At 31.2% G+C, this 22,199-nt stretch carries 14 protein-coding genes and 9 pseudogenes; 7 read left to right on the top strand and 16 right to left on the bottom strand.

All coding sequences use genetic code 11. The features are described from left to right. Positions 1-1,078 precede the first annotated feature (1,078 nt). The 15 genes and pseudogenes from BRE_RS05495 to BRE_RS05435 all read right to left on the bottom strand — a co-directional run bounded on the left by BRE_RS05495 (position 1,079) and on the right by BRE_RS05435 (position 15,533). Positions 1,079-2,172, bottom strand: a pseudogene (locus BRE_RS05495) (variable large family protein). Positions 2,173-2,322: 150 nt separating this feature from the next. Continuing rightward, positions 2,323-3,281: pseudogene (locus BRE_RS05490) on the bottom strand (variable large family protein). 215 nt (positions 3,282-3,496) lie between these two features. Continuing rightward, positions 3,497-3,774 (bottom strand): annotated as a pseudogene (locus BRE_RS06105) (variable large family protein); the annotation flags it as partial. 220 nt (positions 3,775-3,994) lie between these two features. Further along, positions 3,995-5,016 (bottom strand): annotated as a pseudogene (locus BRE_RS05480) (variable large family protein). Between the two features lie 167 nt (positions 5,017-5,183). Then, positions 5,184-6,029, bottom strand: a pseudogene (locus BRE_RS05475) (variable large family protein); the annotation flags it as partial. A 184-nt stretch (positions 6,030-6,213) separates the two neighbouring features. Continuing rightward, positions 6,214-6,965: pseudogene (locus tag BRE_RS05470) on the bottom strand (variable large family protein); the annotation flags it as partial. Positions 6,966-7,539: 574 nt separating this feature from the next. Beyond that, on the bottom strand, positions 7,540-8,121 hold the full coding sequence (locus BRE_RS05465) for a Vsp/OspC family lipoprotein (protein WP_012539591.1): 582 nt from the start codon (positions 8,119-8,121) through the stop codon (positions 7,540-7,542). Continuing rightward, entirely contained in the window at positions 8,052-8,279 is a 228-nt protein-coding gene (locus BRE_RS06870) for a hypothetical protein (protein ID WP_198004643.1), read from the bottom strand. The genes BRE_RS05465 and BRE_RS06870 overlap by 70 nt, the downstream gene beginning before the upstream one ends. 119 nt (positions 8,280-8,398) lie before the next feature. Continuing rightward, a complete protein-coding gene (locus tag BRE_RS05460) occupies positions 8,399-9,397 on the bottom strand; it encodes a variable large family protein (protein WP_049752038.1) in 999 nt (332 codons plus the stop codon). Positions 9,398-9,668: 271 nt separating this feature from the next. Then, a pseudogene (locus BRE_RS05455) lies at positions 9,669-10,601 on the bottom strand (variable large family protein); the annotation flags it as partial. Between the two features lie 421 nt (positions 10,602-11,022). Then, the gene (locus tag BRE_RS05450) at positions 11,023-11,604 is read right to left on the bottom strand and encodes a Vsp/OspC family lipoprotein (protein ID WP_012539704.1); all 582 of its coding nucleotides are present in this window, start codon (positions 11,602-11,604) and stop codon (positions 11,023-11,025) included. A gap of 348 nt (positions 11,605-11,952) precedes the next feature. After that, the gene (locus tag BRE_RS05445) at positions 11,953-13,047 is read right to left on the bottom strand and encodes a variable large family protein (protein ID WP_012539703.1); all 1,095 of its coding nucleotides are present in this window, start codon (positions 13,045-13,047) and stop codon (positions 11,953-11,955) included. Positions 13,048-13,292: 245 nt separating this feature from the next. Continuing rightward, positions 13,293-13,937, bottom strand: coding sequence for a Vsp/OspC family lipoprotein (locus BRE_RS05440; protein ID WP_012539702.1), 645 nt, complete (start codon positions 13,935-13,937; stop codon positions 13,293-13,295). Further along, the gene (locus tag BRE_RS06815; protein WP_269516825.1) at positions 13,879-14,001 is read right to left on the bottom strand and encodes a hypothetical protein; all 123 of its coding nucleotides are present in this window, start codon (positions 13,999-14,001) and stop codon (positions 13,879-13,881) included. Before BRE_RS06815 ends, BRE_RS05440 begins: the two co-directional genes overlap by 59 nt. A 495-nt stretch (positions 14,002-14,496) precedes the next feature. Beyond that, positions 14,497-15,533 (bottom strand): annotated as a pseudogene (locus tag BRE_RS05435) (variable large family protein). A gap of 218 nt (positions 15,534-15,751) precedes the next feature. On the opposite strand from BRE_RS05435, the gene BRE_RS05430 reads away from it, so the two are divergent. The 6 genes and pseudogenes from BRE_RS05430 (at position 15,752) to BRE_RS05405 (ending at position 19,999) form a co-directional block, all read left to right on the top strand. Beyond that, complete coding sequence (locus tag BRE_RS05430; protein ID WP_041178252.1) at positions 15,752-16,099, top strand: hypothetical protein; 348 nt, start codon at positions 15,752-15,754, stop codon at positions 16,097-16,099. Positions 16,100-16,678: 579 nt separating this feature from the next. Further along, complete coding sequence (locus BRE_RS05425) at positions 16,679-17,362, top strand: plasmid maintenance protein (protein WP_012539700.1); 684 nt, start codon at positions 16,679-16,681, stop codon at positions 17,360-17,362. 72 nt (positions 17,363-17,434) lie between these two features. Beyond that, entirely contained in the window at positions 17,435-18,010 is a 576-nt protein-coding gene (locus BRE_RS05420; RefSeq protein WP_012539699.1) for a DUF226 domain-containing protein, read from the top strand. Next, complete coding sequence (locus BRE_RS05415; RefSeq protein WP_012539698.1) at positions 17,986-18,747, top strand: ParA family protein; 762 nt, start codon at positions 17,986-17,988, stop codon at positions 18,745-18,747. Before BRE_RS05420 ends, BRE_RS05415 begins: the two co-directional genes overlap by 25 nt. Before the next feature lie 75 nt (positions 18,748-18,822). Next, positions 18,823-19,365, top strand: a pseudogene (locus BRE_RS05410) (chromosome replication/partitioning protein). Positions 19,366-19,795: 430 nt separating this feature from the next. Beyond that, the gene (locus tag BRE_RS05405; RefSeq protein ID WP_156768715.1) at positions 19,796-19,999 is read left to right on the top strand and encodes a hypothetical protein; all 204 of its coding nucleotides are present in this window, start codon (positions 19,796-19,798) and stop codon (positions 19,997-19,999) included. A gap of 217 nt (positions 20,000-20,216) precedes the next feature. Here the strand turns inward: BRE_RS05405 and bdr are convergent, their stop codons facing one another. Next, on the bottom strand, positions 20,217-20,807 hold the full coding sequence (bdr, locus tag BRE_RS05400) for a Bdr family repetitive protein (RefSeq protein ID WP_012539697.1): 591 nt from the start codon (positions 20,805-20,807) through the stop codon (positions 20,217-20,219). A 273-nt stretch (positions 20,808-21,080) separates the two neighbouring features. Between bdr and BRE_RS05395 the strand changes: the two genes are divergently transcribed. Continuing rightward, positions 21,081-22,100 carry a variable large family protein gene (locus BRE_RS05395; RefSeq protein ID WP_232212781.1) on the top strand — a complete coding sequence of 340 codons (1,020 nt, stop codon included), beginning with the start codon at positions 21,081-21,083 and terminating at the stop codon, positions 22,098-22,100. The last annotated feature ends 99 nt before the right edge of the window (positions 22,101-22,199 follow it).

The raw sequence follows: 22,199 nt of genomic DNA, 5'->3' as shown, positions 1-22,199 counted from the left end.
ATCACTAATTATACACATGATACTATAATATTATTTATATAAAACTTAATCGTATTCTCAAAAAATTATTTCTTGCTAATATAACTACTAAACATTTAGAATATATTTATTCTATTATTCTTCAATCTCTAAACAAAAAGGACAATTCTTACTTTTATGAATCCATTTTAAAACATCCAAAATACAAAAGTATCAAACTTGTAAGTAAACCTACTTCACTAAATAGTCTTGAAAACTTAATTTTTATTAATTCATTTGAAAATTTACGTATACATAATACTGCAAATTTACTATTTTTAAAAATAACAATAATGAATTACAGTCTACTATTGCTAATCTAATTGAATCTTCTTTTCTTGAGCAAAACTCTAACAAAGACATACATACTCTCAAATCATACATTAACCTAAATCTAAAACAAATGGGTATTATTTCCTATAAAAAAACTCACAAAATACAAAAACAAATCTTTTCTAATATCTTCGTATCGTGAACATCAACTAAATTCACTTATTTTACTTAATAACAAACCCTAAATACTATATTAGTATGCAAGATATTGATTCTTCGTAAGTTTCATGTATTTTTTATATATAAGATATATAGAAGAGTAATTTTACTTCTTTTAATTTTAATGGCATAAATATCGTACTAAAGACAAGACAAATCTTTGATTAATAAATATGAATAAATTATTATAAGATAGCAATACTTACAATATCTTTAGCTACCTCAATATTATTAAAATTTAACTTTAACAAAGTTAGCAATAGCTCTTAATATTCCAGCTCCAATTGAAACATTTACCTTAGCCGATTCAACCTTTAAAGTTTTATAATTATCTTTCTTAGTGGACAAAACTTACCAACTGAATTTTATCAGAAATGAAACTCTTAGTAAAACCTGCATTACTTCTCCCCCTTATTTTCATATTTTTAGAGCAACGTCAACTCATTTAAATTTTTTTAACTACATTTCACTTCTTATCTTTCTTTACAACAAAAAAGAAGGCAAACTAAACTAGTTTCTAGCTTGTCTTCTAATATTACTTTTAAGTAATTTAAATATTACTATTATTTTATTGACTTTCTTTTTTTGAAACTCTTGCTTCATCTATTTTTTGTTTTGCTGTTCCAAGCACATTCTTTACTGTCTTTTTAATTATATCTTCTACTGCTACTAACAGTTTATTTACTGCACTTATTCCCACTGATTGTACTACTTTATCATCATCATTATCATTAGCAGCCAATTTACCACCCTTAACCAAAGAGCGTAAAACTATTCCCCCACTCACTGCACCTGCTAACGCCGTCCCTTGTGCTAAATTAGCTACAGGACCTCCTTTAGCAAACTTTAGTGCACTTGTAGTGCCATCTACATTTGCTGCTATTGCTTCAGCTGCATCTCCTTCTCCTGACTTAACAATAGCTGCCAATATTTCTTTTCCACTTACTGATGATACTATTGCTGCTGCTTTTTCTCCCACTGCTGCTCCTGCATTAGCTCCTGCTGCTAAAATTTTAGCTCCTTCCTTATTATCTGCACTCCCTACTTTTACTGCTACATCTCCCGCTTTTGGCTTTTCAACACCTTTTTCAACAGATGTATCCACTATCCCTTTTAATGCACTATATGCTTTTTTCAATTCATCTGTATTTGCTGCTACTCCTTGGGCATTAGATGCTGCATCACCTACTACACTTGCATCACCTACCTTACCCAAAGATTCTAAATGTCCTTTTAATGTATCTAAAACTCCCTTAGCTGCATCAACTGCTTCTCTAATTGCATTCTTTTCATCCTTTGATTCTTCCTCTTTCCCAACACCTACCTCTGATTTTTTTGCTACCTCTTCCAACTCTTTCATCGCTTCTCCTAATTTAACACCTAGACTATTAAAATAATTTCCTACATCACTCTTCTTTGTATCCACTTTCGCAGTAAATCCCAATACATCTGACATTAACTCTATAAATGCATAAAATGCCCTCTCTGCACTTCTCCCTACTTCCATCATTGCTCCACTTAATCCTCTCCCGTCTCCTCCTCCTGTCCCTTCTCCTTTTCTGCTACTCCCCCACTATTACATCCCATCACCACCACTACTATCATCATTATCATCACTCTATTTACTCTATTTATCATCTCACCTTTTATTCCTATCTTCATCCTTTTCGCCTCCTTGTTTTTTTTATTTGACTTTCTTCTAAGGATTAAAAGAAAAAAAAGATGCTTTAATATTGGCAAATAAAAAAGAGAGCTAAATAAGCTCTCTTAACTAATTACCTCAAGTTATATTATAAATATTATTAATTTCTCTTATTCACTAACTTTAGCAACAGGATTCTCTCCTTGTTTAATTCCTCCTAATATTTCATTAATCCCTTTCAATCCCTCATCCACTGTATTCCTGATTGCTATTGTCAACGTACTTAACACCTTATTTATCGCACTTGCCACTGCTCCATTGATTGCATTAGCTGATTTATCCTCATCACTTTTAGCCACAAACTTACCATCTTTTGCCATTCCTCTTAATGCTATACCTCCTGCTATTACTGCATCTTTCTTTGCTGATTCCTCTTTAATCTCTTTAGAAGCCTCAGATTTAGCAATAGCAATCTCTGCTGCATTCTTTGCTTGTTCAATTCCAACTTCCGCAGTAACATTATCAGAATGAGCAATAGCTTGTAATATATCAGATCCACTTACTTACCTATTGATTTTTGCTCTGTTTCTCCGGTTTTAGTAGCATTTGGATCTCCTTCTCCCTTCTTTAAAACCACCTCAACTATTTCTCTAATTCCTTTTACTAATTTATTAACACTTCCTGCTGCTTCTGCTGGTTTAGCATTTTCACCTTTCTTAGCATTCCCTATTACATCACCAATAGCACCACTAGCTGCTTCCTTTGCTCCTTCTTCAATCTTCCCTATCCTTCCAATAAATTCCTCTACCTTACCTTTCACTTTCTCATAACTTCCATGTTCTTCTAAAATTTTACTTAATTTACCTTTCACTATCTTCATAGTATTCTCAATCTTAGTAAAATATGCCCCAATATCGCTTTTCTTTGTTTCTGCCTTTATCCCCAATGTCCCTGTAATCATATCGCCAAAACTTACAAAAACGTCCAAAAATCCTTTCCCTAAATTTACCATCTCACTCAAAAATACTTTCTCTGGATCTCTACCCCCACTATTACATCCCATCACCACCACCACCATCATCATTATCATCACTCTATTTATCATCTCTCCTTTTATTCCTCTTTTCATTCTTTTCGCCTCCTTGTTTTTCTTTTTTCTCGCCTTTTTATAGCTTTAAAAAAGCGAGATCTTGGAATAACAGAAGCAAAAAAAGATGACTTATATACAATATAATTTATATAACACATACAATACTGCAAATAAAAAAAGAGAGTTTCTTTGTTCCCTTTCTAACCTTCTTATCTAATAACTTTAATATATCTCACTACATAATAATTCACCTATTAATTAACCTTAACTTCAGAACCTTCTCCTTCTTAATCTCTCCTAACACTTTATTAATCTCCTTTAATCCTTCATCCACTTTATTCCTGTTTATTCCTGATCGCTATAATCCTATAATCAATGTACTTAATACCTTATTTACTGCTTTTGCTGCTGCTCCCTTTGCAGATTCAGCGCCTGTTTTCCTATCCTCAATCTCCTTTACAATAAATTTCCCTTCTTTTGCCATCCCTCTCAATGCTATTCCTCCTGCAATAAATGCATCTTTTTTTACGTTGATCATCATTAGCAACAGTAGTACCCTTAGCTAAAGCCATTACATCCTATTATTAAAAATAAAGTTATTATTATCGCTTTTATGTTTTTTATTTTATTCCTTATTACACGTGCTTCCTTCTTTTCCTTACAACAAAAAAGAAGGAAACCTAGATACATCTCTAAGCTTACCTTCCAATCTTATTCCTAAATAATCTAATTCTAGATATTTGTCTTATTTACTACTCTGATGTTTTTGGCTTTCTTGCTTCATCTATTTTTTCTTTTGCTTTCTCAAGAATATTCTTTACTGTCTTCTTAATCACACCTTCTACTGCTACTAATAACTTATTTACTGCAGTTGCTCCTACTCTTTGTACTTCTTTCTCTCCTCCTGCATTATTAGCTGCCGCGCCTGCTCCTAGTTTACCTGTCTTAACCAATGAACGTAAAGCTATTCCCCCTGCTACTGCTGCGGCTTTTGGATTAGCACTATTTGATAGATGAGCATCTGATCCTCCTTTAGCAAATTTCAATGAAGTTGTATTTCCATCTGCATTAGCTGTTAGTGCTGCATCACTTTCTTGTGATTCAATTATTGATTTTAAAATTTCCTCTCCACTTACTGCTGCTAATATTATTGCGGCTTTACCTGCATCTGTCGCTGCTGGATTACCACCACTTGTAGCCAATATCTTAGCTCCATCCTTATTATCTACTCCATTTACTGTTAATGTTGTAGCTCCAGCTTCTAATGCTTTAACACCCACATCTGTTGCTATCTTCACTATTCCTTTTAATGCCCTAAACATTTCTTTTAACTGAGCATCGTCTGGAGCTGTTCCTGTACCCTGAACATTATTTGCATAACCTACTACATTAGTATCGCCAACTTGTCCTAAAGATTCTACATGCCCTTTTAATTTGCTTAAAGTAAGCCTTAGCCTCATCAACTGCCCCTCTAATTTCCTGAAATTTAGAACTATCTGCTGATTTTTTTGCTACTTCTTCTAAGTCTTCTGATGCTTTTCCAAGTTTCACACCTAGGCTGTTAAAATATCCTCCTACATCCTCTTTCTTTGTAGTTGTGTTCACATTAAATCCCAATACATCCGACACTAACTCTAAAAATGCATAAAATGCATTCTCTGCACTCCTCCCTACTTCCATCATTGCGCCACTTAATCCTCTCCCCGTCTCCTCCTGTTCCTCCTTCTCCTCCTGCTACTCCCCCACTATTACATCCCATCACCACCACCATCATTAATATTACTCTTCTTTTCCCCCTCTACTTTTTTCCCTCTCTTCATTCTTTTCGCTTCCTTATTTTATTTTTATTTTTATTTGACTTTCTTCTAAGTTTAGTAAGACAAAAAAATAAGACGAATACAGCGATAAATAATTTAATTTATTAATCACCGTTTATATTGTTTATTTAGGAGCTGTAGTGTGAGTAGCATCAGATTGACTAGCCTCACTCCCACTAGTATCAGAATATTTTATTCCTTGAAATACTTCTCTTACTTTCTATAAATTATTTGTTACTGTTTTCTTAATTATTATATCCAATATCCCTAATACCTTATTTACCGCACTTACTCCTGCTGCTTTAACCTCTACAACTTCATTAGCCTGAGAATCAAACTTACCCTTTTTAACCATTGCCTTAAGAGCTACCGCAGCTGCTAAGTCAGCATTAGTCTTTTCAGTACCATTATCATTCTGAGTATTACCACCAAAAGCAAGTGCACCAGCCTCTGCACTAGCAGCATCAAAAGCATTCCCATCCATTTTAGCATTTTTAATCTTATCAATCATTGCCCATAGATCTGCTTTAGCTATTTCATCTGCTAATTTAGGACCAGCACCAGCATCAGCTTGAGAATTGTGAACCACTACCTTCATTCCATTGCCATTATCCACTTTAGCACCAGCATCACCAGTATTAATCTTTATACCAGACTTAGTAGCAGTCTCAATTATTTTTTTAAATTCTACAACAATTGCCTCAACTCCATCCTTATCAGCTGATGTAGGAGCACCACTAAAATTAACATCACCAATTGGACTACCATCATTAATTACACCAGCAAGTTTAAATAATGCCGCAATTAATTTATCAAAAACATCATTTGTTCCTTTAATCGCATCCTCAACAATTTTAATTGTGCTCCCATCAACATTCTTAACTTCAGATATTTTAACTTTTAACTCGTTTAACTTATTCTTAGTTGTTGTAAGTCCTTCTCCGACCTTCTTAAAATGTTCTCCTACCCTTTTATTCAAGTTTAAATTTTAGATTAGTTGAATAAACAAATAAACAAAATGAATCCTTCACAAAAACATATTGAAATCGGTTAATTTCAAAAGAAAACATCTCTCCCTGATATGCCTCACCAAAAATGAGAGAAATATTTCATTTAAATAACTTTTTATCTTACAGATCTTTATCTACATTTATTTATTGTTGTTGCACAACAGCTGCTTCTGATGCCTTATCTTCTTGCTTAATTGTAGCCAATCTTTCATTTATCTTTTTTAATCCACTATCAACACTATTTCTTATTGCAATTACTAGAGTATTCAATGTCTTACTTACTGCACTTAATGCTGCTCCATTTATCGCAGATGCAACTTTATCTTCATCCTTAGCAGCTAATTTACCATCTTTAGTCATTATCCGTAACGCTATACCTTCTGCAATAACTGTATCTTTTTGTTTAGCCTCTTTAGTATCAGCTTTATTAGCAGCAGCAATCTCAGCAGCATTTTTTGCTTCATTAATTTTAATATCACCAACAGTAGAAACATCACCAGACTTAGCAATAGCTTGTAATATGTCAGCACCACTTACTACCCCTATTGATGCACTTGCCTTGGCTGCTACTGCTTCTGTTGCATCATTAGCAGTAGTACTAAACAATTTACCGATATCCTTTTTATCATCATCTGCAATCTTATTAGCATCTGCATTTCCTTGCTCCTTTAACAATACATCAACAATTGCCTTAATTCCTCTAACTAATGTGTTTATGGAATCCGCTTTGGAAGGCGTAGCACCAGAATTTTAATAGCACTCCCAATTAATTCACTACTAGTGCCAGTAGCACCTTTCGCTGCTTCCTGTGCTCCTTCCGCAATTTTGTCTAACATCCCAATAATAAATTGCTCAACTACTTCTTTCACTTTTGGATAGTCACCATTCTCTGCCACTACAGCATTTCATTTACTTTTTACTGAATTCACCATTACTCCCATCAATAACTCTTTACTCTTCTTTTCCCTGATTTATTAACCTTTAATCTTTAAATTAACAAACCATACAAAAACTAATAAACAATTAATAAACGAATAAACAAAAATTCATAAAAATATCTATATAAAAACTAATGATTAATTTTATTACCATATATTTATCATTGACTCTTTTTATTTAAAAAAATAACTATTAACATAGCTTTTGTGTATTATTATGCTATATTATAATTGCAACTATATATGAAATTAAATAATTTTAAATGACTAGCTTATTCCATGATAAAGATTAAAGCTTATTTTTTTGTTTTTTATATGTACAATTTTATACAATAAACTGAATATTTTTCACTAGAACATTTTCATAAAACCACAAATAATAAAATTAATCATATAAAGCAATATATCTCTATTTAACACACTATAAAATAAAAGATACCAAGAGATTACTCCCAGTATCTTTATCTCTATTAACTTTATTTATTTTCTTCAAGCTATTATTCTTGAATATCTTGGCATTTATTCAGTTATTTTACACAGCAGGCTTAACTGTAAGTTCTCCTATTGATGCTTCTACTGCATCTGTAGAAAGCTTTAACAATGCATCGATCGCCGTATTAAGCTTAATCAATTCAGCAACTCCTTTATCACCATCCTTTTTACCAATTCTATCTATAGCTTTCTTTGTATCATCATCAGAAGCATCTTTTTTACCAAGTTCAGCATTACCACTTTTCAACTTATCCAAGAATGCCTTACCTTCTGTTTCAACAGCAACAATCTTTCCTTTCAATTCATCAGAAATGTTATCTGTTGTTTCTAATCCTTTTAACTTAGTGTTTACAGCTGATATTACACTATGCACTCCTGCAATTAACGATCCATTTTGACCAGCTTCAGCAGCAAGACTACCATTAGCATCAATCTTTTTGCCTATAGCTTTAGCCAACTCGTCAACCGACTTAACTAAAACATGCACTTCCTTTACTTTCTCCGCAAACTCCACCGCATCTTTTATCTTTTTACTTACTACCTTTAAATCTATTACACTCCCATCTGCCTTAGTCGCTTTTGCTTGACTTCCCTCTCCAACTCCCCCACTATTACATCCCATCTCACTATCATCACCATCACCATCACTATCCCTTTTACTCTCCTCTCTCTCTTCCCTCTCTCTATCCCTCTCTTCCCTTTTACTTCCCCTTCTATTCCTTCTCTCTTCTCATTTTCTTCGCCTCCTTGTTTTTTCTTACTTTTTAGCTTTTCTCCCAAGGATTAGAAGGAAAAAATATGATTTATATAATACACTCAAAAAAAAGAGAGCTTCATTAGTGCTCTCTTTATCAGCATTCTTATCTAATAATTTTACTATATTCAATATAATTCATCTATTAATTAGTCTTAACCTCAAAACCTTCTCCTTCCTTAATCTCTCCCAATACCTTATTTATTTCCTTTAATCCCAAATCCACTGTATTCCTTATCGCTATTGTCAATGTACTTAACACCTTATTTACTGCACTTGCTACCGCTCCATTTACTGCATTTGCATCTTTAGCACTCTGATTAGCCGCAAATTTACCATCTTTTGCCATCCCTCTCAATGCTATCCCTGCTGCTATCACCGCATCTTTCTTTGCTGATTCCTCTTTAATCTCTTTCTTTGCATTAACAGCTTTAGCAATTGCAATCTCTGCTGCATCTGTTGCTTTCTCAATTCCATCAGTAGCATAATCTTTAGGATCTTCCTTTGACTTAGCTATAGCTTGAAGAATATCAGCTCCGATCACCGCACCAATACTTGCTGATGCTTTTGCAATATTTTCTTCTTTGGCATCACCCTTACCATTATCATCAGCAAATAGATTACCTATATCCTTTTTATCATCCCCTGTTTTCGTTGCTTCCGCATTTCCCTTACCTTTCAATACCACATCAACAATTATCTTAATTCCTTTTACTAATGAAACAACCGATTCTCTATTGGCAGGAGTAGCTCCATGCCCAGCAGAAGCAGCATTTCCTATAGCTTCACCTGTAGCTCCTTTCGCTGCTTCTTGTGCTCCTGCCTCAATCTTACCTATCTCCCCAATAAATTCCTCTACCTTCTCTTTCACTTTCTCATATTTCCCATTCTCTTCCAAAATCTTCCCTAATTTCTCTCTAACTCCTTTCATTGTCTCTGCTATCTTAGTAAAATATCCACCTATCTCACTTTTCTTTGTATCTGCCTTTATCCCCAATGTCCCTGTAATCATATCGCCAAAACTCACAAAAACATCTAAAAATCCTTTCCCTAAATTAACCATCTCACTCAAAAACACTTTCTCTGGATCCCTTACTCCTCCACTTACTCCCCCACTATTACATCCCATCATCACCATCATCATCCCCAATACTATTCTATTATTCCTTCTCCCCTCTTTTTTTCCCAATTCTTCCTTCCCTTTTATTCCTCTTATTCCTCTTATTCCTTTTATTCCCTCTTCTTTCATCTTCTTCACCTCCTTGTTTTACTTTTTTTTATAGCTTTTCTTTAAAAACAAAAAATAAGCAAATGGGGCTTTTATATAACATACAAAATACCGGAAATACAAAAAAGAGAGCTTTATTGCTCTCTTCACTAATATTTCTACCTAATTATTTTCAACTATATAAATATTACTGATTCCCTGATGCTTTTGGATCTCTTGCCTTATCCACTTCTTTCTTCACTCCCTCAATTACATTCTTTACTGTCTTCTTCACCATTTTTTCTACTGCTACTAATAATTTATTTACCGCACTCACTCCTGATGACTGTACTGCTTTATAATCGTTATCATCATTATGTGTAGCCAATTTACCCTCTTTAACCAATGCTCGCAATGCTATCCCTCCTGCCACTGCTCCTGCTTTAACTACATCTTGTGCTAAATTATCCGCAGTACTTCCTCCTACTGCAAATTCCAATGGGGTTGTCTCTGCGGTTGCATTAGCTGTTATTTTCTTAGCTTTATCTTCTGTTAAATTAACTATTGATGCTAACATCTCCTCTCCCCTCACTGAGGACACTATCAATGCCGCTTTTTCTCCCACTGCTGCTCCTGCATTAGCTCCCGTAGTTAATACCTTGGCTCCACTTTTTGCATCTACTCCTATTGATGCTTGACCCAATGTAACATCACTTGCACTTGCTTCTTTAACTCCTTGTTTAGTAGCTATCTCAACTATCCCTTTTAATGCTTTATATGCTTTCTTTAATTCCTCTGTACTTGCTGCCACTCCATTCTGGTTCTTTGCTACATCAATTACCTTCTTATCACCTCCTATCCCCTCCAATGACTCTAAATGCCCTTTTAATCCGCTTAAAGTAGTCTTAGCAGTATCAACTGCCGCTCTTATTCCCTTATTTAATACACCTTCTTTATCAACATCTGCCGATGCCTTTACTGCTACTTTCTCTAATTCTGCTGACGCTTCTCCTAATTTAACACCTAATTTATTAAAATATTCTCCTACCTCATTCTTCTTTGTTTCTTTATTTACACTAAATCCCAAACTCCCTGACACTAACTCTAAAAATGAATAAAATGCATCCCCCTGCACTTCTCCCTACTTTCCTACTATTTTTGGATCTCTTGCCTTATCCAATTATTGGGAGTAGTAGAAGAAATAGTGAAGAAGATAGTAAAGAATGTATTTTAGAAAGTAAAGTAAGAATTTATTTACTGCACTTAATTCTACTAATTGTGATACTTTGCCATCATCACTACTATGTGAGGCTCATTTACCACCTTTTACTAATGAACGTAAAGCTATCCCTCCTGCTTAATACCATCATCAGATTTATCTTATTGTTTTACTGTAGAAAAGATAAAGAAAACTAAAAATTTCACATTAACTAATAAAAAAACAAAAACTAAGAGTACCATACTCTCAGCTTTAAATTTATTAACCTTATTTCTCCAATTACTTACCCTTCAATCAAAAAACTAATCTTAATATATTCTTATAAGATTGTATTAACTACTTATCAATTCCCAACAGTATCAGGTCTTACAGGTTCTTCTATAAGATTTTTAATTGAATCATCTAATTCCTTTTTAGAACTAGCCATCAAAATATCAATTGATGTATTTAGTTTATCAAGCTCATCTCTCCCCTTAGTTTTATCAGCATTATCTTTAAGAAGAGCCTTCTTCGAATCAGCATCACTAGCACCTTCTTTGTCAAATTCAGCAGTAGAACTCTTCAATTTATTTAAAAACGCTGTACTTTTAACTTTAGCATCATTAACCTTTGTACTTAAATCACTAGAAAGTCCCACTTTTCCTGCCAACGTTGCCAATTTAGCATCCACAGCTTCTATCACACTATATGCTCCTGCAATTAATGATCCATTATGATCAGCTATATCACCAAGACCAGCAGCTCCAACTTTCTTTCCTATAGCTTTAGCCAGCTCATCAACCGACTTAACTAAAGTATGCACTTCCTTTACTTTTTCCACAAACTCCACCGCACTCTTTATCTTCTCTCCCACTACCTTTAAATCTATTACACTCCCATCTCCCTTCTTTGCTTGCCCTTCCTCTCCCCCAGATACTTCCCCCACTATTACATCCCATCACCATCACCACCACCATATCCCCATTATTACTCCCACAACTCTTTTCCTTCTCTCATCCTCTCTTTCTTATACCTCTCTTTTCCCTACTATTTTTCCTTTCTTCAATTCCTTCGCCTCCTTGTTTGTTTATCTGCTCTTCTACTAAGGAAACAAAAAAAAGTTAAAAATAATAATTTATATGAATATTATTTATATAACACATATAATACCGCAAATAAAAAAAGAGAGCAAAAGAAGCCCTCTTAACTAATTATTTTTCGTAATTAATTCAAATTATATTATTTAAATAACTCTATTTATTATTTTCTACTGATTCTCATCTACAATTACTTACTATTGTACACTAGCTGTTGCTTCACTAGATTTATCTTCTTGTTTCACCGTAGCTAGTACTTCATTTATCTTTTTTAATTCACTATCAACTGTATTTCTTATTGCTATTATTAAAGCACTCAATGTTTTTCCAACTGCGCTTGCCGCTACTCCATTGATTGCAGGTACAGCTTTGTCCTCATTCTTAGTAGCAAATTTACCACCTTTAGCCATCGATCTTAATGCTATACCTCCTGAAATAACTGCATCTTTCTGTTTAGTTTCTTTAGTACCACTATCATTTTTAGCAGTAGCAATCTCAGCAACATCCTTTGCTTGATCAATATCTTTACCGGCTGCTGAAACTACATCAGACTTAGCAATAGCTTGCAATATATCAACTCCACTTACTGCCCCTATTGATGCATTTGCCTTAGCTGCCTCAGCTTCTGATCCATTATCAGATGCTTTACTAAACAACTTACCTATATCCTTTTTATCATCATCTGTAGTCTTATTCGCATCAGCATTTCCCTCATTTTTTAAAACTACAGCAACTATTGTTTTAATCCCTTCAATAAGTGCATTAACACTTGCAACCTCTCCAGGTGCAGCATCTTCATTTTTAACAGAACTTCCAAGAACAGCACCACCAGCAGCCCCGCTTGATGCTTTTTTAGCACCTTCCGCAATCTTGTCTAATGTACCTGTAATAAACTGATCAACTACTTCCTTGATTTTCACATAATTACCATTCTTTGCCACTTCTGTTTGTAACTTCTCCTTTACTGAAATCATAGTTTTTTCAATATCAGTAAAATATTTCCCAATATCCGATTTTTTTGTGTCCGCTTTTATCCCCAACGTCCCTGTAATCATATCGCCAAAACTCACAAAAACATCTAAAAATCCTTTCCCTAAATTAACCATCTCACTCAAAAACACTTTCTCTGGATCCTTTACTCCTCCACTTACTCCCCCACTATTACATCCCATCATCACCATCACCAGCACCATTATTCCCTTTAATCCTCTTTTACTTCTTTTCTCTCTTCCCTTCTCTCTATACTCGCTTATACTCTCTTCTATATTTCCTTTTCCTTTCTTCTCTTTCATTCCTTTCTTAGCCTCCTTATTTTTTCTTATTTCTCGCTTTTTTATAGCTTATCTTTAAAGAAAGACACAAAAAATGAATGAATAATAAATAACAAATGACAACAAATAAAATATGTCTTCATTCGACACAATAAAACAAAAGATACTAAGAGATTAACTCTAAGTATCTTATCTTCATAACTTTATCTAAATTACCAAAACTATTTCTTGCTTTAATATCTTGGTATTTATATACTTTAACTGCTTTAAGTAATAGGTTTAACTACAAGTTCTGCTATTGCATCCGATACTATTTTATTAGAAGACACCAACAATTCATCAACTGCTTTGTTAAGTTCTCCTAATTCTTTCGCTCCTTTATCTCCATCTTTTTGTTTTACATAATCTATAGCCTTCTCTGCATCAGCATTACTAACATCTTCTTTTCCAAGATCAGTATTCTTTTCTTGCAATTTTTTTAAGAAATTTACACTTTTAGTTTTAGCATCAGTAATTTTAGTCTTAATCTTCTCAGTGACACTACTTGAATCCGTCTCTAATTTTGTCAATCCACCCTTTACAGTAAGTATTATTTGAAACACCCCTGCCATTAACGATCCATTTTTCCCATCCAAAGCATCAAGTTCTTGATCACTATCTTTAATCTTTTTTCCTATAGCTTTAGCCAACTCATCAACCGACTTAACTAAAACATGCACTTCCTTTACTTTCCCTGCAAACTCAACCGCACTCTTTATCTTCTCTCCTACTACCTTTAAATCAATTACACTCCCATCTCCCTTCCTTACTTTCCCGTCTCCTCCTGTCCCTTCTCCACTTACTCCCCCACTATTACATCCCATCACTACCACCATCATCCCCATTATTATTCCTTTTACTATTCTCCCCATCTTTATCTCCCCTCTCTTTACTCTCTCTATTTCTCTTCTCCCTTCTATTTTTTCCTATTCTCATTTTCTTCGCCTCCTTGTTTTTTTTACTTTATAGCTTTTCTATTAAGGATCAAGGAAAACAAAACCAAACAAATAACGAATGAATAAATTCAACTCATAAAAACACCTATACAAACACTGAAAATTGATTTTATTACCATATATTATCAATCTGAAAAATATTTATCATTGACTTTTTCACATTTATAACCTATAATTATGAACATAGAAATTAATGTGTTTTTATTCAGAGTTATTTTTAATAATAAATAATATAAGTGATTATCATTCAATCTTTGCAAATGGTTAATATATTCCACAATAAAGGTTAAAGCTTGTTTTTTATTTGTACAATTTGATACAACAAACTGAATATTTTTCACTAGAACATTCTAATGAAACTAAAAAATATAACATATACAATACTGCAAATAAAAAAAGAGAGCTTTATTGCTCTCTATCTACTAATATTTATATCTACTAATTTTTATTATATTCAAATATTACTATCCTAATCTTACTGCTGACCTACTGCTTGTGGATCTCTTGCCTTATCTACTTCTTTCTTCACTTTCTCAACAACATTCTTTATTGCCTTTTCATTATATCTTCCACTGATACTAACAGTTTACTTACTGCACTTATCCCCACCGATTGAACTGCTTTGTGATCGTTATTATCATTATGTGAAGCCAATTTACCTTCTTTAACTAATGCTCTCAATGCTATTCCCCCTGCTACTGCTGCTGCTTTTGCACTAGCTTCATGTGATACATGATCTGCAGTACCTCCTTTAGCAAAAGAAATCGCACTTGTATCTGCGGTTGCATTAGCTCCTACTGCTGCATCACTTTCTCCTGATTTAACAATAGATGCTAATATTTCTTCTCCTCTCACTACTGATACTATTATTGCAGCTTTATCTCCCACTGCTGCTCCTGCATTAGCACCCGCTGCCAATACCTTAGCTCCATCTTTTGCATCTACTCCTATTGATGCTTGGGCCAATGTCACACTACTTGCACTTGGGTCTTTAACTCCTTGTTTAGTAGCTATCTCCACTATTCCTTTTAATGCTTTACACATTATCTTTAATGCATCTGAATTTGCTGCTACTCCATTCTGGTTATTTGCTACCTCAACTACCTTGTTATCATCACCTATATTTTTTAAAGATTCTAAATGGGTTTTCAATAAAGCTAAAACTCCCTTAGCTGAATCAACTGCAATTTTAACTGGATTTTTTGCATTCTTTGATTCATCACTTTTATCAACACCCGATGTTGCTTTATTTACTACTTTTTCTAATTCCTCTGATGTCTCTCCAAGTTTACCACCTAAACTATTAAAATAATCTCCTACTTGTTGCTTAGTTGTGTCTTTCGTCACTTTCAATCCTAATGTATCTGACATTAACTCTATAAATGCATAAAATACTCTCTCTGCACTTCTCCCTAGTTCCATCATTGCTCCACTTAATCCTCTCCCGTCTCCTCCTCCTCCTGCGCCTTCTCCTCCCTTTACTCCACCACTATTACATCCCATCATCCACATCACCAACACTTTACTTCCACTTTACTTTATTTTTTTCTTTCCCCTTTTTGCATTTTTTACACCTTATTACCACTCCTTATCACTTTATAAGTGATAAGGCTCAATATAAATCTTAACTAAATGGAAAGAAAAAACTTTTCTCATGCATATAAAAAACAAAAAAATTTTACTAAAATAACTTTATTCTTTAACAGTGATTTTGTATAAACTCCTTATTATTGTATATTGGATTTACCTCTGATGCCCTAATAGCTTCTGCAATTCCATCTTCTTGTTTTACTATAGCTTTTAGGCAAGGTACGAAAGATTTTTGTTCTTTTGAAAAAATAAACCTTTATGGTTCCATTAAAATCGAAACTACTTCTGCAATAATAAAAACAATAAAATCATTTCTGAGGATATTTACTGATTTACTGACAGAAGTTTCTCTACAACTAAATCCATCTTATAATCAAGATTTGATATATGTTTCATTATTTCATAATTTAATTCTGATAAAACATCTTTTACTGCATGATCATGTTAAAGTTGTTCTTAATAAAAAAATCGAGATCGAAAACAGCTAACCTAATTTATAATTTTTAGGGATTTATAACTGTCGGGACCGTATTGAATTTAGAATTTAAATGTTTGAAAATTAGTTCAACCTATCAAAAAGCATTTCTAAATATGCATTATCAACAAACTCTATTTTATCTTCTATGACACTATTTTTAAATTTTTACCGAGTTCTAAATTAGAAATACTCAAATTATCAATGTCAAATTTTTGATATAAGAAAAAATTATATGATAGGCATATAAATGAAAATATCTAAAATGGGATGAGTATAATTTCTTTAATACTACTTTTTTATTTCTTATTTAAAAAATAAAAAATTTTTTAAAATAGTTTGATTACAAAGATTTTATCCATTTGTCCAATATTGTGTAACATATTTAAAATAACTTGTTCACTCCAACATCACAAATATAACGACATATACGAAATTTTCATATTATTAGTAACACTTAAACTCCTTATTTTTATTTTATAAATTTCTTTGTAAAAAAGAAATTTATAAAATAAAAATAAATATTGTATTTACTTTTTAATAAAACTTATGTATCATAGCCATAACTACAAAGACAATTAGGAGAAGATGAATGAAAAATACAAGTCATGAAGTTAAAATTCACACACAACCGCTAAAAAAATATCACAATAGATATTATAAAATATTATCAATACTAAAATATTTTCAAAAGAATTTGCTTAGATATAATCAAACCATAATCCTAAATGCGTTAAACCGTTTTTTAGCCAAAGATGAACTTAAAATAATTACACTTAGAACCCTTAGAAAAGATTTAGCCTTGTTATGTAATAAAGGTATTATCAAAAAAACTTTATTAAGATTGGGAGAAGGAAATGGCTCATATATAAGATATGCAGTCAACAAATATAGTACTAATAACTTAAAGCGCTTGCTTGATGATAAACAAACTATCATTGAACATGATGCAAATGAAATATATGAATTCACAAAAAAAACACAACAAAAATATTACTTAAAAAACAAAAGATTGAATATTCATAAACATAAAAATGCAACTAAAAATGTCAGTCATAATATAACTAATAATAAAGAAATAAAAAATAAAAAAAATAAAAAAGAAAAGATGAAAAAAATAGAAAAACAAACAATAGATACAAACTATATGATAAAAAATGTAGCAAAATGGAAAACTATGAGATATCTAGATAAAATAGAAGAAAATGCAAATAAAAAAAGATATGAAGATAGCATGATTAAAACAAAAGAATGGTTAAAAAACCTAAAAAATTAAAGAACATTTCCAAATGAATTTTAACCATAATGTGTTTAACAAACAAAAACAAATAGGAGTCTAAGAAACAATATGAATTGTTCACTAAGACGTCTGAAAACAAAGATGATAGAAATAAGATTGAAGGACAATAAGAATGATGTTTTTAATGAAATAGAAAAAATAGACAAAAGAACTTTATATCATACAAAGATATTTAATGATTTCTTTGCTTTTGGAATTAGCAAAAAAGAGGAAAATAAATTTTTCATTTCGTTAAGAAATTTATTTAACAAAGGAAAGAGAAGCAGGTTTCACTTGTTTAGCATTAAAGAAAATATTGATGACAAATTCTTAGGTATGTTTTACGGATTTAAGCGACTCAGAAAGCCTATTTACTTTAAATATAAAAATAACAATACAAAAGATATTGAAACTGTACCAATGTATAAAATTTATTATATAGAATTTAGATTTAAAAGGGGAAGTATATTTTGTTATATAAGGGCTATTCATTCTTTAACAAAAAAGGAAAAATTTAATAAAAATTATGCTCAAAATTTGCTGAAAAGGATTATTAATTTAGAATATGAAGTGTATGAATTTTATAATGAAACGCCGATAGCAGGAGGAATTATAACAAAATGGATAAAAAGGAACCAGAAATAATTAGTATTGCAAATATTAAAGGAGGAGTTGGTAAAAGTGTTTTGACCATTATTTTTAGTTATATTTTGAAAGATATGGGCAAAAAGATTCTGGCCATAGATTTTGATCCTCAAAATAGTTTAACCAGTTATTTTTTTAAATATGTAAAAAGCTTAAGTAAAAATAATATTTATGCTCTTTTGAAAGAACGTCCAAATTTTAATTTAGATAAATATTTAACTAAAATACATGAATTTATATATCTTATTCCTTCACATCCTAATTTACATCTTTTTAACAAAGAAAACACTTCTTATAAGGAGCTTTTTTTAAAGCATAGATTGAAAAATGTTTTACCTGATTATAATTTTGATTATGTAATAATCGATACTCCACCTAATTTAGATTCGCTTTTAGATAATGCTTTAAATATTACAGATAAGCTTATAATTCCTATTCAAGTTGAACGGTTTTCTGTTGAAAGTTTGTCGATTTTAATGAAATATATAGACAAAATTTCAATGTATGTAGGAAAGGATATTGATATATCTATAGTCGAGAATCAGTTTATGAAAAATAGAAATACTTTTATGAATATAGAAAATTCAATTAAGGATAAATATGGTAAATATATTAAAGGAAAAATTCATTTTTCTAACAAAATAAAAGTTTTTGCAAATGATTTGAAAGAACCTAATTTTAAGGAAGCTTATTATCAAGAATGTTTAGAATCTTTAAGAAATATATTGGGTATTTGATTTGTTTTTTGAGTTAAATAAAATATATTTGTTCGCAAGCGAACCTTTTTAGTTTTTTGAAGGAGTAATTGATATATGTCAAGAGATATGGTTATTTTAAATGATAGAGAGGAAGGTTTAATGGAGATTTCAGAAGAAGAGGAATACGAAAACTATAAACATGCTTTGAGAAAGGGTGTAGTAAATGATATTGAAAATAAAATTCAAATAATGGAAATATTATATAATATAAAAATTAAAAAACTTTATCTTATTGATGGATATAAAAGTTTTAATTCTTTTATTCAAGGATTTTTAATTGCTAAAACTCAAGCTTATTTATATTTGAAAATATATGAACAAGTTTTAAAAGGTGATTTAAGCATAAAAGAGATTAAAGATAAAGGGATGATAGAAGTTTATAAAAGTATAAAATCAAAAGAAATAGATAATAAAAAATCAAAATAGAATCCAATAAGACCTTTGCGTTTTCAACTTAAAAATCAGAGTAGTTATGATTTTTATAAGAAAAATTCGAGATTTGCTTCGTTTTTGCTAGATAAGATTTTTATAAATGATAAAGAATATTTAGATAAGATATTTAAGGAATATTTAGATTTAAGTTTGAAAAAAAGATGAAATATCCAATTTAATATTTGCTTGATTTTTTGAAGCAATTATTATAACATTGTTTGAGATTGTATTTGATCATTTAATGCAATCCTAATTGTCAATTTTATAACCTTTAGTGGGTTTTGTTGGTAATTTTATTCTAATTTTATCAACAAAATCCACTTTTTATTTGTGTGTTTTCAACTATCTTAAATTTTTTTTGATATTTGATATAGTTATTGAAATAAATCAGTCAAGAGCTAATTTTAACAATTAGCTTAGTTTTTACATAGCAATTGTTTTTTAGTATTTCTGTTATTTTTGTTTTATGTGCATCAAAAAATTTCAGGATATTTATGGAAATAATGTAAATATTATTTGTGGTAATGAAAATTTTTTATTATTAAATTGAAACAAGAAGCTAAAGTTTGTTTACTTTGTGTTGTTATGCCTTTTTTTGTTATTTATTATTATTATTATTATTATTATTATTATTATTATTGATTTCCTAATATTAAGAGATAAAAGAATAAAAGGAAATGATAATGCAAAAAAATTGAAAAAAACAAAAGATGAAGATGAAGGAGGTAATGATTTTCTTGGTGTTTTTACTTTTGTTGGTGATATGGTTGATAGTGTATTAAAGTGTATTAAGTTTTAATATTGATATTAATTTCAAATAACAGTGTAAAATGTATTGTACAAAAAGTTGAAAATTTGAAATAAATAAAAAAATTTATTTTTTCTCATCTGCAATAGGTATTCAAAAACAAAAACAGATTGACTTAATAATTTTCAATCCTCAATAATTTGGTGATGATCTTGAGTTATCAAGTTTATCATTAGCAATTGAAGTTATGAATTTAATGAATGATTTATTATTTGTTTAGTAAGGAATATATTATTGAAAATAAAGTTAGGAATATTCCTATATTAAGAGTAATAATGGTGCCGAACATCCAATTATGTAGTTTTCCTGTGTTTTTAATTTCGTTAAATTTATTATCAATTTTGTTGTCAAGTTCTATTTTTATTTTATCAATTTTATTATTAAGTTCTATTTTAGTAGAGATGATTTCAGATTTTAGCTTATCTTCTACTTTATCAATTTTATTATTGAGTTCTATCTTGGTAGAGGTGATTTCAGATTTTAGTCTATCTTCTACTTTGTTAATTTGATTATCAAGTTCATTGAATTTATTGTCAATTTTATTGTCAAGTTCTACTTTCACTTTATCAATTTTATTATTAACTTCTAGTTTAGCAGAAGTGATTTCAGATTTTAAGATACTTTCTATTTTTTCGATTTTACTATTGAAATTATTTTCTAAATATTCAAGATCTTTATAAGTAAGTTCATTTTTATAATAACGGTAAGATAAATCGGCAGCAATATCCCTATTAATTCCAGCTTTTATCAGTTCTTTTAGTACCATTTGCTGAGTGATGATTGGTTGTGGGTGAGCCATAATAATCTCCTTAATTATAATTGTACAATAAAGTTAAATGAATAGGAAGATATTGAGAGAATATGTTGATAGAATTAGTTAGAAAAGTTTATTTTTAGCATTTTATCTGACATATGATGTTTTTAGTATTTCATATAAATTGTCATTTATTCATTGATTCGTTATTTATTTGGTTTTATTTTTTGTTGCTTGCTTTAAAGAAAAGCTAATAAATAAAAAATGGGAGGCAAAATAAAAAAATGAAAGAATAGAGGTAGAATAGGAGTATTGATTATGATGGTGATGATGGGATGTAATAGTGGGGTATTAGAAGCAGAGCAAGGGAAGAATAAATTTTTGCAGTCATTAGTGAATGTAAGTAATGAATTTTTGAATGTTTTCACTTCATTTTGGGAAATGGTAGGGAGTGTATTGGGGTTGAATGTTAATTCAAAGAAGTCAGATGTAGGGAAATATTTTAGGACAGTACAGGAGACTGTGCAAGGGATAAAGGATGGACTTAATAAAATTGTTAATGAAATGAAGGAAGAAAAGAATCCTAATGCTGAGGCTACTGAGAGTGCAGTGAAAACATTGGTTGAGAGTAAACTAGATAAGATAATTGGTGGAGCAAAGGAGGCAAGTGAGGCAATAGGAGATGCTAGTGATCCAATTGGAAATGTTTCTGATCAAAATGCTGGTGCTGTTGGTATTGAGGTTGATAAATTAGTCAAAGGACTTAAATCAATTGTAGATATCGTGCTTAAAGAAGGTAAAAATGATGCTGGAGATGATAAAAAGGCTAGTGATGGTAGCACTTCAAGAACTGGTGGAAATGCTGGTGATGGTGAAGCAGGCAAGTTATTTGCTTCTGCTAATGCAGGTACTGCGGAAAATGCAAAGAAGTCAGCAGCTGATGCGGCAAAAGCCGTTGGAGCAGTAACTTGTGCTGATATTTTACAATCTATGATTGAAGACAATGGTGAAGTTGTTAAATTAGCTTCTAGTAATGCTGCTGTTGCTGCTGTTAATGCTAATAAAAAAGATGGGGTTATAGCAGGAGGTATAGCATTAAGAGCTATGGCAAAGGATGGTAAATTTGCTGGGTCTAGTGATGCTGCTAGTGTTGATGCAAAGAAAACGGTTAAAGGAGCAGCAGTAAGTGCACTAATTAAAGCATTAGATACATTAACAGTAGCAATAAGAAAAACAGTAGATTTGGGGCTTAAAAATGTTAAGGAGGCTATGAAAATTAATGCTAATGCTACTTCTGTGTTGCCTGATAAGGATGTTTCTGATGCTAAAAATCAGTAATATAATGATTATATGACTAAAAAAATAAAATAAAATAAGATGAATCAAATTGTGAAGTAAAAGGATACTGGGAGTTAAGCTCTTAGTATCCTTTTTTTA

The organism is Borrelia recurrentis A1 (genome assembly GCF_000019705.1).
Classification (GTDB): Bacteria; Spirochaetota; Spirochaetia; order Borreliales; family Borreliaceae; genus Borrelia; species Borrelia duttonii.
Note: the sequence above shows the minus strand (reverse complement) of the source record. Positions and strands in the feature narration are given on the sequence as shown.